Below are 12,634 nucleotides of genomic sequence, written 5' to 3'. Positions count from 1 at the left end.
TTTTGGCGCCGTTCAGGCGAGCAGATTTCTGTTGCCTCGTCGAGGTGGAAGATATGGAAACCGGAAGTATAACGACGCCCTTTGGGCGGCGGTCGATGACGCTTGGAATGCTCGCAAACCAGGTCATGGCAAGCGAGATCAAGCCTGATCAGTCGGTCGACAAATGGAAACTGTTTCGCGCGCTGTGCGAAGCAAAGCCGTTGCTCGGCATCACCGATCGCGCGCTTGCGGTGCTCAACGCGTTGTTGAGCTTTTATCCGAAGAACGAACTGGCCCAGGAAAACGGCTTGATCGTCTTCCCGTCGAATATCCAGCTGTCGCTCCGAACGCATGGCATGGCCGAACAGACGGTGCGGCGCCATCTTGCCGCACTTGTCGAGGCGGGGCTCCTGTTGCGCAAGGACAGTCCCAACGGCAAGCGCTATGTCCGCAGGGACAGCGCAGGGGAGGTCAACGAGGCCTTCGGCTTCTCGCTGGCGCCACTGCTTGCCCGGGCCGAGGAGATCGAGCAGCTCGCAGCCGAGGTGATGGCGGAGCGACAGCACGTCCAGCGCTTGCGCGAACGCGTCACGCTTTGCCGCCGTGATATCGCCAAGCTGATCGAAGCGGGCGTCGAGGAGGACGTGCCAGGGGATTGGCAGGGGCTGTATCAGGAATTTCGGGACTTGGTCGAAGGCCTGCCGAGGTCGCCGACGACAGCCCAGATCGAACAGCTGCTGGATGAATTGACGGCACTTCGGGCGGAGATCCTTAACCGGCTGCAAACTCAGATTAAATCAACAAAACAGCGCGGCAATGCCCATTATATCGAGCGTCACATACAGAATTCAAATCCCGAATCCACTTCTGAACTTGAACCAAGCTTCGAAACGAAGCAGGGCGCAGCGGCGGAGCAAGACAATGGGCGAGGGGTCGTGACGATGGAAGGGAAGAAGCACGAGGATGCCGAGATGACCAAGCCGGAGGAACGGCAAGGCGGGGGACCGGGCGGTCGCCATAATGCTGGCGGCCTGAAATCCTTCCCGCTTGGCCTGGTCCTGCAGGCCTGCCCGGAAATCCTGGCCTATGGGCCGAATGGCGTGATCGGCAACTGGCGCGAGCTGATGAGCGCTGCCGTCACGGTTCGATCGATGCTGGGCGTCAGCCCGTCAGCCTATGAGGAGGCGGCAAATGTGATGGGCGCTGAGAACGCTGCGACCGTGATGGCATGCATCCTGGAACGCGGGGGCCACATCAATTCAGCCGGCGGCTATCTTCGCGACCTGACGCGGCGAAGTGAAAAGGGAGAATTCGCGATCGGCCCGATGCTGATGGCGCTCCTGCGGGCAAATGCGCCGGCCGGCCGAAAGGCTGGGTAGGTCTCGGCGGCTGCCGGTGGTCGGGTGGATGCCGGCGAAACATGTCAAAACGGAGGAGGGACGATGTGGAGAATTTCAGCGGATAAGCCTTCGCTCGAGGAAAGCCTGCATGTCGCGGCGTCCGTCCACCACGCAATAGACGACGACGTCGGTGCCGATGATGCGGTAGATCATACGCCAGGGTTTATGGTGCAGTTCCCGGTATTCGGAGATGCCGATGCTGGCCAATTCCCTTGGGATATTTCTGCGGGCGGGGAATTCTTCGAGATCGGCACAGGCGCTCTCGATTTCCGTCAGGATGCGTTCCGCCGTTTCGGTGCCGTCGCGACCGGCGATGAAACGATAGAGATCCTCGACGTCGCGCTCCGCGCCTTCGGCGAAAAGAACACGATAAGGCATCAGGACTGGCTGTCGGCCAGACGCTTGCGAATGTGCGCGAAGGATTCCGCAGCGGGGCGCGTCTTGCCTTCCTCGACTTGCCGATTGGTAAGCGCCAGCACCTTCAGGAGCGCCAAGGTCTCCTGTGTCTCTTCATACTGGCCGACATCCTGAAGGATCGCCTTTGCCTCGCCGTGAAGGGTTATGACGACAGGCTGCGGGTTGTCCTTCAGCGTCCGGATGATTTCGGGCGCATGCGCCTTGAGATAGCTGATCGGCTTGACCCGTTCTGACAGCTTCATGCGATTACTCCCTTTCGACCAAAATATAGATCATCAAATGGTCGATTGGAAGAGCTCAACCGGCGATCCCAGCACGCCATCGGAGCGTTCAGGCGCGCCTGCTTTTTTCCCCTCAGTGGCTGCGAAAGAGAATGTCATTTCTTATAACAAAGTTTGTCTACTGATTTTATAGAGTAAGTTTTGCAACCATTGAGCGGATCGCGGCGTCATGACTTACCTCCTCAGCCTTCTCGACAAAAGCCCGATCGAACAGGGCCTTTCCGCCGTGGACGCGTTGAGGGCGACGGTGAAGATCGCCACCCGGGCCGAGGAACTCGGTTATCACCGATTCTGGGTCGCCGAACACCATAACATGTCCAACCTGGCGAGCTCCGCACCGGAAGCGTTGATCGCCTACCTTCTCGCCAGGACCTCCAAGATCCGCGTCGGCTCCGGCGGCGTCATGCTGCAGCATTATAGCGCCTACAAGGTTGCCGAGACCTTCAATCTACTGGCTTCGCTCGCGCCCGGCCGCGTCGATCTTGGAGTCGGCAAAGCGCCGGGCGGTTTCCCGCTATCGACGCGGGCTCTGCAGCTTGCCGTCGATCCGTCTAGGAAGCCGGATTTTGCACGCCAACTTTCGGACCTCAATACCTATCTCGCCGCCGACCCCAACTACGACGGCGCGCAGGCAACGCCCTTTCCGCCGATGGCTCCTGAACGTTTCCTGCTCGGCGCCAGTGTCGAAAGCGCTGAACTCGCTGCCGAGAAGGGCTGGCAGCTCGTCTTCGCCGGCCACCTGAACGGCGATCCTGACAATCTCAGCAAGACTTTCGCGGCCTATGAGCGGGCATCCGGCGGCAAGCGCCCGATCCTGGCGCTCGCCGCCTTTGCCGCCGAAAGCGAGGAATATGCCCGCGAGCGCGTCGGTAGTCTGCGCATCGTCAAGGTGTTCCTGCCGAGCGGCCAGACCGTCAATGTCGGCAGTGAGGAGCAGGCAGCCGAATTTGCCCGTCAGGCGGGCGTCACCGACTACCGCATCGAGGAAAAGGTGCCGAGCGTGCTCCACGGCACGGCCAAGCAGATCCGCGGGGAACTGGACCAGCTTCACCGCCGGTACGGCGTCAAGGAGTTCGTCCTCGACACGCCGGCGCTTTCAACCGCCGACCGCCTTGCCTCGATCGAGCTGCTCGCCGCCGAGCGGCTGTCCCTCGTCGCCTGACCCTTTTCAAGGAGGATCGAATCCCATGACTCAGAAACACGTCACGTTCGGCATCATGCTGCAGGGGCCTGGCGGCCATATGAATGCCTGGAAGCATCCGAGCGGGCCAGCCGATGCCAGCGTCAATTTCGACTTCGTCGTCGAAACGGCACGCAAGGCGGAGGCTGCCGGCATCGCCTTTGCCTTCGTCGCCGACGGACTTTATATCAACGAACACTCGATCCCGCATTTCCTCAACCGGTTCGAGCCGATCGCCATTCTCTCGGCGCTGGCAGCCTCCACCTCGAAGATCGGGCTTGTCGGCACGGTCTCGACCTCCTACAGCGATCCCTTCACCATCGCCCGCCAGTTCGCCTCGATCGATCTCATCAGCGGCGGCAGGGCAGGGTGGAATGCGGTGACCTCGCCGCTCGAAGGCTCGGGGCGCAATTACAGCCGCGAACATCCCGAGCACGAGCTGCGCTACGAGATCGCCGAGGATTATATCGAAGCGATCAAAGGCCTCTGGGATTCCTGGGACGACGATGCTTTCGTGCGCAATCGCGAGACTGGCGTCTTTGTCGATAAGACGAAGATGCATCGGCTCAACCATAAGGGCCGTTTTTTCCGCATCGAGGGGCCGCTCAACATCGGCCGTTCGAAGCAGGGCCAGCCCGTCGTCTTTCAGGCCGGTGCTTCGGATTCCGGTATCCGGCTTGCCGGCAAACATGCCGATGCCGTCTTCACCAATGGCGGGCCGTTCGATGAGGCGCAGACCTTCTACCGGCAGCTCAAGGACAGCGTGATTGCGCATGGCCGCAGTGCCGCGGAAGTCGGTATCTATCCAGGCATCGGGCCGATCGTCGGAGCGACGCCCGAGGAGGCGGAAGCCAAGTACCAGGCGATCCGCAATCTCGTCACGATCGAAGAGGCGCTCCTCTACCTCGGCCGCTTCTTCGATCATCATGATTTCAGCGTCTACCCGCTCGACGATCAGTTCCCTGAACTGGGCGATATCGGCAGGAACAATTTCCGCGCCACCACCGATCGCATCAAAAGGACAGCACGGGAAAAAGGGCTGACGCTGCGCCAGGTCGCGCTCGATTCAGCAACGCCGCGCACTGCCTTCATCGGCACTGCCGAGCATATCGCCGACGAGATCATCCGCTGGGTGGATCATGGCGCCGCCGACGGCTTCATCCTCGGCTTTCCCGTCATTGCCGAGGGCTTCGACGATTTCGCCCGATATGTCCTGCCGATCCTCACCGAGCGCGGCTATTTCGATCCCGTCCTGAAGGGCGAGACGCTGCGCGACCATCTGGGCCTGCCCTTCCGCGAAAGCCGCTATGCGACCGCTACGGATGAGCTCGAACGCGGAAAGGCTGTCGGCGCCTGAGGCGCCGGCGAACCGCCATGGACGTCATCGCTCAGAACCCGTGCAGCAACGATCCGGTCGAGAAGGGCATCGCCTGCTATCTCGATGAAATCATCGCGCTGCGCCATGATCTGCACCAATATCCCGAGCTGGCGTTCCAGGAGCTGAGGACCAGCAAGCTCGTGGCATCCCGCCTTTCCTCCTGGGGCTATGAGGTGGCGACGGGCATTGCCGGCACCGGCATCGTCGCCACCCTCAGGCGCGGCGAAGGCAAGAGGCGCCTTGGCATCCGGGCCGATATGGACGCGCTGCCGATCGAGGAGGCGACCGACCTTGGTTATGCCAGCAGCAACCCCGGCGTCATGCATGCCTGCGGCCATGACGGGCACACGTCCATCCTGCTGGCGGCTGCCCGCTATCTCGCAGAGAGCGGCACTTTCAACGGCACGCTCCGGCTGATCTTCCAGCCGGCGGAAGAGATCGGCGCGGGCGCCCGAAAGATGATTTCGGAAGGGTTGTTCGAACGTTTTCCCGTCGATGCGGTGTTCGGGTTGCACAACTGGCCCGGTGTCGCGGCAGGTCAGTTCGGCTTTGTCACCGGCCCCGCCATGGCGTCGGTCGACCAGGCGGTCGTCAGGATCATCGGCAAGGGCGGCCATGGCGCCGAGCCGCACCGCGCCGTCGACCCGGTGCTGGCGTCGGCCTCCTTCATCACCGCGCTCCAGAGCGTCGTCTCGCGGAATGTCGATCCGCAGGACATGGCGGTCGCCACCGTCGGCTCGATCCATGCCGGATCCGCCTCGAACGTTATCCCGGAAAGCGTGGAGATGAAGCTCACCATGCGGGCCTTCAGCGAGACGGTCCGCCAGCTGCTGCAGGAGCGCATTCCGGCCCTTGCCCGCGCCCAGGCCGAAAGCTTCGGCGCCGAGGCTGACGTGAACTACCGGCTCGGTTTTCCGGCGCTCATTAATCACGCAAAAGAAACGGCCTTTGCCCGCGACGTCGCCTATGACGCGCTCGGTCTTGCCGCGATCGAGAAGGATTTCCGGCCGAGAACCGCAAGCGAGGATTTCGCCTTCATGCTGCAGGCCAATCCCGGCAGCTATCTCTTCGTCGGCAATGGCGACAGCGCTCCTCTCCACAGCGCCCATTACGATTTCAACGACGCGATCATCGCGCCGGCCGCCCGCTATTGGGTGCGCCTCGCGGAAACCTTCCTCACTGAAGACAACGGGTGATGAACGATATGAGCGATTCGTTTCTCTATACGACCCCTCTCGATCCCCGCGCCAAGCCGCTGATCGATGAGCTGATCTACGAATATGACAGCCGCTACGGCAATTATTTCAACGCCGGGGGTGCAGCGGCCGAGCTCAACCGCTATCCCCCCGAGGCCTTCGCGCCGCCTCATGGCAATTTTCTGCTGTTGATCCGGAATGGTGAAACCATCGGCGGCGGCGCCTTCAAGCACTATGACGATCGCACGGCCGAGTTCAAACGCATCTGGACGCGCTCCGATCTGCGCCGCCAGGGCCTCGCGCGCAAGGTTTTGGTGGAGCTGGAAGCCCAGGCCGCGCGCCAAGGTTATGGCAGGATCTATCTGACGACCGGTTTCCGCCAACCGGAGGCCGTCGGCCTTTATCTGAATTATGGCTACACCGCGCTCTTCGACACGGCTGCCGACCCCGAGATCTACAAGAGCCTGCCCTTCGAAAAGGACATCACCCATCTCGCTGCGCCGGCTTTCGAAAGCGAACCGCGCCTGAAGGTGGCCGGCGCAAGTCTCTGAAACGGCAGACCGACAATCATAAAAGGGAAACAACAATGGCACTGACGACGGATTTTGCAGGCCTCGAGCCCGCCAGCGGGACGGCAGAACCGAGGCAGGACACTTCCCGTTACCGCATCGTGCCGGCCCGCCATCCCGAGCGGCTGGCGGGTACGATATTCGCCGCTGTCGTCATCGTCGCGGTGCTCTATTCCACCTTCACCAATCCGCGTTGGGGTTGGGGCGTCTTTGCCGAATGGTTCTTTGCCGAACCAGTGCTCGTCGGCCTTGGCAGGACATTGATCCTGACCGCGCTCGCCGCCGTTTCCGGCTCCATCCTCGGAACGGCTCTGGCGCTCGCCCGTGTTTCCAAGTCGCCGCTGCTATCAGGCCTTTCCTGGGGCTATATCTGGCTGCTGCGCTCGATCCCCATGATCGTGCTGCTCTTGATCTTGAACAATCTCGGCTACCTCTACGAAACGATCAGGATTGGGGTTCCCTTCACCGACACTGTCTTGTTCAGCTATCCCACCGTGCAACTGCTGACGCCTTTTGCCGCTGCGTACCTTGGCCTCACGCTCAACCAGTCGGCGTTTTTCGCCGAGATCGTCCGCGGCGGCATTCTGTCGGTGGATCATGGGCAGCTGGAGGCCGCAGCCGCGCTCGGCCTGCCGCGCCGCCGCCAGGCTTTCCGCATCGTGCTACCACAGGCCATGCGCTCCATCCTGCCGACCGGTTTCAACGAGCTCATCGGATTGGCAAAAAGCACATCCATGGTTTACGTGCTGGCGCTGCCGGAGCTCTTTTACACGGTCCAGGTCATCTACCGCCGCAATCTCGAAGTCATTCCGCTGCTGATGGTCGCGACGGTCTGGTATCTGATCATCATGACCGTGCTCTCGGTCGCCCAGCACTATATCGAGCGCTATTTCTCCAGGGGCGCCGTGCGCAATCCGACGCCGCTGCCCTTCCAGGCATTCCTGGAGCGCTTCCGCCGTCCGCTGCCGGCCCTCGATAATACGACCGACAGAGCACGCAATCTCGGGTTCCATGACTCGACGGCACTGCGGACAGGCGGTGCGGTGCGCATCCACGCTATCTCCAAAAGTTTCGGATCGTTGAAGGTGCTCGATGGTGTCGAGCTCAACCTGGCGGCGGGCAGCGTGACGGCCCTCCTGGGCCCTTCCGGTTCGGGAAAATCGACTCTGCTGCGCTCTATCAACCATCTGGAACGTGTCGACGAGGGCTTCATCTCCGTCGACGGCGACTTCGTCGGCTACAGCAGGAAAGGAGATACGCTCTATGAGCTCAAGGAAAAGGATATCCTCAAGCGCCGCGCCGATATCGGCATGGTTTTCCAGAGCTTCAACCTCTTCCCGCATCTGACCGTTCTCGAAAACCTCATCGAGGCACCGATCCAGGTTCGCGGCATCGGCCGCGAGGAAGCCGTGCAATTGGCGCGGGAACTCCTCGCCCGTATCGGCCTCAGCGACAAGATCAACGCCTATCCGCGCCAGCTCTCCGGTGGCCAGCAGCAGCGCGTGGCGATCGCCCGGGCGCTGGCGCTCCGCCCCAAGGTTCTGCTCTTCGATGAGCCGACTTCCGCGCTCGATCCGGAACTCGTCGGCGAAGTGCTCGATGTCATCAAGGAACTGGCCCGCACCGGCACGACGCTCGTCATCGTCACCCATGAAATCGGTTTCGCCCGCGAGGTCGCCGACACCGTCGTCTTCATGGAAAGCGGCCGTATCCTGGAGGCTGGCCCTCCGGCCCGGATCTTTACGCAAGCGGAACATCCTCGAACACGCGAATTCCTCGCCAAGGTTCTCTAGCGCCGACAACGCTGGTGAAATGCCGGGCCGCGACGGGCTGCTCCGGTCGAATGACAACAATCACAACCTTAAGATGAAGTGGAGAAGGGGCATGACATTTACAAATAGAGCAAGGCTTCTGATAGCGGGAGCCGTCACTATTGCGGCGGTCGTTTTCGGTTCCGCTCAGGCGCAGCAGAAGTTCGATCTCAGTCCCGAACAGCCGAACCGGCTGCGGGTGGAAAAGAACGAGAAGCGCATCGCCGAAATCAAGGACTTCAAGTTCGTCGAAAAGGGCGTCTTCACTGTCGGCATCAGTTCGAGCGGCAATCTGCCGCTGCACGACTACGCCTCCGATTCCAAGACCGTCATCGGCTATGACGTCGATCTCGCGCAGGCGATTGCCGACAGCCTTGGCCTGAAGCTTAACCTCGTGTCTGTCGCATGGGCCGATTGGCCGCTCGGGCTCACCTCCGGCAAGTTCGACGCGGTAATCTCGAACGTGACGGTCACGGAAGAGCGCAAGGAGAAATTCGATTTCTCGACCTACCGCAAGGATGAGCTCGGTTTCTACGTCAGGGCCGATAATCCGATCAGCTCGATCAAGCAGCCTAAGGATATTGCCGGTCTGAAGGTCATCACCGATGCCGGCACCAACCAGGAGAAGATCCTGCTGGAATGGGATCGGCAGAATGTCGCGGCCGGCCTGAAGCCGATCGAGGTGCAATATTACGACGATGACGCGGTCAAGGATCTTGCCGTCCAGTCTGGCAGGGCCGACGCCGTCTTCAGCGTCAACGCGACGCAGGCCTATTCAGCGGGGATCAACGGCAAGACCAAGCTCGTCGGCACGGTCAGCGGCGGTTGGCCGATCACCGCCGAGATTGCCGTCACCACACGCAAGGGCAGCGGACTTGCCGCACCCGTGACCAATGTCGTCAATGATCTAATCGCCAGCGGCGCCTATAAGAAAATCCTCGATGCCTGGAATCTCGGCCCCGAGGCGATCGACAAGGCGCAGACCAACCCGCCCGGCCTGCCGAAGAGCGGTTCATAACGTTCACCTGACGGACCGGCATGTGGGCCGGTCCGTCTCCTGCTTTTCGATGCAAACGGAGACATATCGACCGTGACGACCTTTCCCGCGATCCGCACCTTCTTCTACGCAGCGCTGACGGCTGCCTTAACCGGCTTCGGTGCAGCCCAAGCGGCAGGGGAATTCGACCTCAGCCCGCAGCAGCCGGGCCGGCTTCATGCCGCCAGGAACGATGCGGCGATCGCTGCGATCCCGAAGGATTTCAAGTTCGTTACACCTGGCAAGTTCACCATCGCCGTCAGCCCCAGCGGGCCTCCGCTTGCCACCTATGCCACCGACGCCAAGACAGTGGTCGGGGCCGATCCCGATTATGCCTATGCCGTCGCCGACAGTCTTGGCCTGACGCTGGAGATCGTTCCGGTCGCCTGGATCGACTGGCCGCTCGGTCTGACTTCGGGCAAATACGATGCCGTCATCTCCAATGTCGGCGTCACCGAGCAGCGCAAGGAGAAGTTCGATTTCTCCACCTATCGCCAGGGCCTGCACGGCTTCTTCGTGAGATCTGACAGCTCCATCTCCTCGATCAAGGAGCCGAAGGACGCGGCGGGCCTCAGGATCATCGTCGGCGCCGGCACCAACCAGGAGCGCATCCTGGTGAAGTGGAGCGAAGAGGACGTCGCCGCCGGCCTGAAGCCGATCGAACTGCAATATTACGATGACGAGGCGGCAAGCCTTCTCGCGCTTCGTTCCGGCCGGGCCGACGTCATCGTCCAGCCGCATGCCCAGCTCGTCTTCATCGCCGCGCGTGACAAGAACATCAAGCGGGTCGGCACGTTGAGCGCCGGCTGGCCGGATCGTTCCGATGTCGCGATCGCCACCCGCAAGGGAAGCGGCCTGGCGGACGCGCTGACAATCGCCACCAATGGCCTGATCGAGGATGGTACTTACAAGCGGATACTCGAACACTGGCATCTTTCCGAGGAAGCCCTACCGGCATCAGAGACCAATCCGCCCGGCCTGCCGAAATATTGATCCGGAAAGTATGACATGAGCGGCCGCAATATATCGATCAGCCATATCGGCTTCCTCACGCCCGGAAACTATCCCGATGACGACCCGCTGTCGGGATTGGAGCAGACGCTCCAGCAACTGCAGTATGGCGAGGAACTGGGCTTCGACAGCGCCTGGGTCCGCCAGCGGCATCTGGAGCCGGGGATTTCTTCGGCCAGCGCCTTCCTGGCGGCGGCGACGCAGCGCACCAGCCGGATCGAGCTCGGAACCGCGGTCATTCCGATCGGTTATGAAAGCCCCTACCGGCTGGCCGAAGACCTTGCCACAGTCGATGTTCTCTCGCGCGGGCGGCTGAACATCGGCGTCAGCGCCGGCCGGCCGCTGCATGCCGAGCTGATTGGCCGCTGGCCTTCGACGGAGACTGGACGAGCTATGATTTGTCGCACGCGCGGGTGCTGCGCTTTGCCGACAATCTGCGCGGCAGCTATCTCGGCGACGAGCAGACCTTCATCAAGACGCCCTTTGGTCCGCAGCGGCCGCGTCTGCAGCCCTTTGCCAGGGGCCTGGTCGACCGCATCTGGTATGGCGGCGGGTCGCAGCATTCGGCCGAATGGGCCGGCCACAACGGTTTCAACCTCTTGACGGGGAATGTGATAACCGGGGAGGGGACGGATGACTTCTTCGTCGCCCAGTCCCGGCTGATCGATACTTATCGTGCCTGCGGAACCGCGCGCCGGATCGCACTCGGCCGCGTTATCGTGCCTCTCGACAGCGCCGATGCGGCAACGCGCCGCCGCTACCGCGATTATACCGATGGCCGGCACGAGCGGACGCTTTCGCCGCAGGGCGAGCGGCGTACCTTGTTCGCCCGCGATATCGTTGGCACGTCGGAGGAGATATTGGAGCGGCTTTTTTCCGATCCGATCCTGCCCGAAGTCAGCGAGCTGAGGCTGGAACTTCCTTACGAATTCGAGCACGAGCAATATCGCCAAATCCTCCACGACTTCGTGGCAACAATCGCACCCGAGCTCGGATGGAAAGCGCAATCCGGAACTCGGGCCGCTTCCTAAATCTCGCCAGACCGACGATCTGCGCCATTCGATGGCTGAACATTCACTTTACGAGGAACATTCATCAGTGACCAAAACGGTAGAATATTTCTTTTCGATCGGCTCGCCCTGGTCATACATTGGATTCAACGCCTTTACCGAGCTGGCGGCGCAGAACGACGTCCTCATCACGCCCTATTTGACGACAGTGGTCGAAGAAAACGGCGGCATTTTTTCGCGCAACCGCCCGGAAATCCGCCGCGCCTACTGGATTCGGGATCTCAAACGCTGGGCCCGTGTGCGCGGCAAGCAACTGTGGCTCGAGCACCGCCCCGAGCTCAGCGACCCAACACCGGCGTCCCTCTTCGTGATCGCCGCCTATCTCGACGGGCAGGATTGGGTCGGCGTGGCCCGTGCTCTGCAGCATGCCTTCTGGAGCGAGGCGAAGGATATAGGCAAGGCGGATGTGCGGGAGGCGATCGTGAACGCCGCCGGTTTCGACGGCGCCGCACTGCTCAGGCGCCAAGCCGACGACGATGTTCAGAACAAATGGTCGGCCGACCGCGTGCATGCGCGCGACAGCGGCGTCTTCGGCTTTCCGACCTACGTCCATGACGGCGAGATCTACTGGGGACAGGACAATCTGCCCTTCCTCGAACGTCATCTGCGCGGCGACAGGCCTTAGGCGCAATCAACCGGGCGAAGACGAATATTTTTTCACCCCGGCGAGCAAGGAGAGACGCCCATTCCTTTAATCTATCAATTTTGTAGACAATAGTTGAAGCAATCACAGAGAGGAAAACTGATGTCAGGTTTCAAACTCGTCGGCATTGCTGGCAGCTTCAATCGTCCATCGAAGACACTGGCCCTCGTCCGGTATGTCGCCGAACGCGCAAGTGATCGATACGGCTTTACGAGCAAGACCTATGATCTCAATGATGTCGGTCCCTCACTGGGAAGCTCCTTATGGCGCAAAGACCTCGATGAGCAGGCGAGGCGCGTCCTCGACGAGATCGTGCATGCCGATGCCCTGATTATCGGCTCGCCGACCTACAAAGGCTCCTATCCCGGCCACTTCAAGCACCTCATCGATCTGATCGACCCGCACGAATTGCGGGCGAAGCCGATCATCATCACGGCGACCGGCGGCGGCGACCGGCATGCGCTGATGGTCGAGCATCAGCTTCGACCGCTGTTCGGGTTTTTCATGGCCCATACGCTGCCGACGGCCGTCTACGCCTCCGATCGCGATTTTATCGACTACGGGGTGTCGTCGGATGCGCTTTCGAACCGCATCGGCGAAGTGGTCGGGGAATTGGCGGCTTTCTTCCCCGAGGTAAAGCCGGCACTGGCGGCGGCCGAATAG

12 protein-coding genes and 1 pseudogene are annotated in these 12,634 nt (G+C 61.4%); 11 read left to right on the top strand and 2 right to left on the bottom strand.

What is annotated here, in order from left to right; all coding sequences use genetic code 11:
• Positions 1–53: 53 nt before the first annotated feature.
• On the top strand, positions 54–1,358 hold the full coding sequence (gene repC, locus HJC00_RS18780) for a plasmid replication protein RepC (RefSeq protein ID WP_221164465.1): 1,305 nt from the start codon (positions 54–56) through the stop codon (positions 1,356–1,358).
• A gap of 75 nt (positions 1,359–1,433) precedes the next feature.
• Here the strand turns inward: repC and HJC00_RS18775 are convergent, their stop codons facing one another.
• Together HJC00_RS18775 and HJC00_RS18770 are read right to left on the bottom strand one after the other, a co-directional pair.
• A complete protein-coding gene (locus HJC00_RS18775; protein ID WP_221123305.1) occupies positions 1,434–1,757 on the bottom strand; it encodes a type II toxin-antitoxin system RelE/ParE family toxin in 324 nt (107 codons plus the stop codon).
• On the bottom strand, positions 1,757–2,038 hold the full coding sequence (locus HJC00_RS18770) for a type II toxin-antitoxin system Phd/YefM family antitoxin (RefSeq protein ID WP_210633523.1): 282 nt from the start codon (positions 2,036–2,038) through the stop codon (positions 1,757–1,759). The genes HJC00_RS18775 and HJC00_RS18770 overlap by 1 nt, the downstream gene beginning before the upstream one ends.
• Positions 2,039–2,246: 208 nt before the next feature.
• On the opposite strand from HJC00_RS18770, the gene HJC00_RS18765 reads away from it, so the two are divergent.
• The 10 genes and pseudogenes from HJC00_RS18765 to msuE all read left to right on the top strand — a co-directional run bounded on the left by HJC00_RS18765 (position 2,247) and on the right by msuE (position 12,634).
• Positions 2,247–3,239, top strand: coding sequence for an LLM class flavin-dependent oxidoreductase (locus HJC00_RS18765; RefSeq protein ID WP_210633524.1), 993 nt, complete (start codon positions 2,247–2,249; stop codon positions 3,237–3,239).
• A 25-nt stretch (positions 3,240–3,264) separates the two neighbouring features.
• A complete protein-coding gene (locus tag HJC00_RS18760) occupies positions 3,265–4,614 on the top strand; it encodes an LLM class flavin-dependent oxidoreductase (RefSeq protein ID WP_210633525.1) in 1,350 nt (449 codons plus the stop codon).
• Between the two features lie 17 nt (positions 4,615–4,631).
• Positions 4,632–5,831 (top strand): M20 aminoacylase family protein, encoded by a 1,200-nt coding sequence (locus HJC00_RS18755; protein ID WP_210633526.1) that lies wholly within the window; start codon positions 4,632–4,634, stop codon positions 5,829–5,831.
• Positions 5,828–6,382, top strand: a complete 555-nt coding sequence (locus tag HJC00_RS18750) for a GNAT family N-acetyltransferase (RefSeq protein ID WP_221164464.1) — start codon at positions 5,828–5,830, stop codon at positions 6,380–6,382. Before HJC00_RS18755 ends, HJC00_RS18750 begins: the two co-directional genes overlap by 4 nt.
• Positions 6,383–6,417: 35 nt before the next feature.
• Positions 6,418–8,193, top strand: coding sequence for an amino acid ABC transporter permease/ATP-binding protein (locus tag HJC00_RS33030; protein WP_210633528.1), 1,776 nt, complete (start codon positions 6,418–6,420; stop codon positions 8,191–8,193).
• 91 nt (positions 8,194–8,284) lie between these two features.
• Positions 8,285–9,229 carry an ABC transporter substrate-binding protein gene (locus tag HJC00_RS18740; RefSeq protein WP_210633529.1) on the top strand — a complete coding sequence of 315 codons (945 nt, stop codon included), beginning with the start codon at positions 8,285–8,287 and terminating at the stop codon, positions 9,227–9,229.
• A 72-nt stretch (positions 9,230–9,301) separates the two neighbouring features.
• A complete protein-coding gene (locus HJC00_RS18735) occupies positions 9,302–10,240 on the top strand; it encodes an ABC transporter substrate-binding protein (protein ID WP_221147223.1) in 939 nt (312 codons plus the stop codon).
• A gap of 15 nt (positions 10,241–10,255) precedes the next feature.
• Positions 10,256–11,289: pseudogene (locus HJC00_RS18730) on the top strand (LLM class flavin-dependent oxidoreductase).
• A gap of 67 nt (positions 11,290–11,356) precedes the next feature.
• On the top strand, positions 11,357–11,953 hold the full coding sequence (locus HJC00_RS18725) for a 2-hydroxychromene-2-carboxylate isomerase (protein WP_210633532.1): 597 nt from the start codon (positions 11,357–11,359) through the stop codon (positions 11,951–11,953).
• Between the two features lie 120 nt (positions 11,954–12,073).
• Entirely contained in the window at positions 12,074–12,634 is a 561-nt protein-coding gene (gene msuE, locus HJC00_RS18720) for an FMN reductase (RefSeq protein ID WP_210633533.1), read from the top strand.

It is taken from the genome of Rhizobium sp. NLR22b (assembly GCF_019685295.1).
Classification (GTDB): domain Bacteria; phylum Pseudomonadota; class Alphaproteobacteria; order Rhizobiales; family Rhizobiaceae; genus Rhizobium.
The sequence above is the reverse complement of the archived record's forward strand: the minus strand, read 5'-3'. Positions and strand labels throughout refer to the sequence as shown.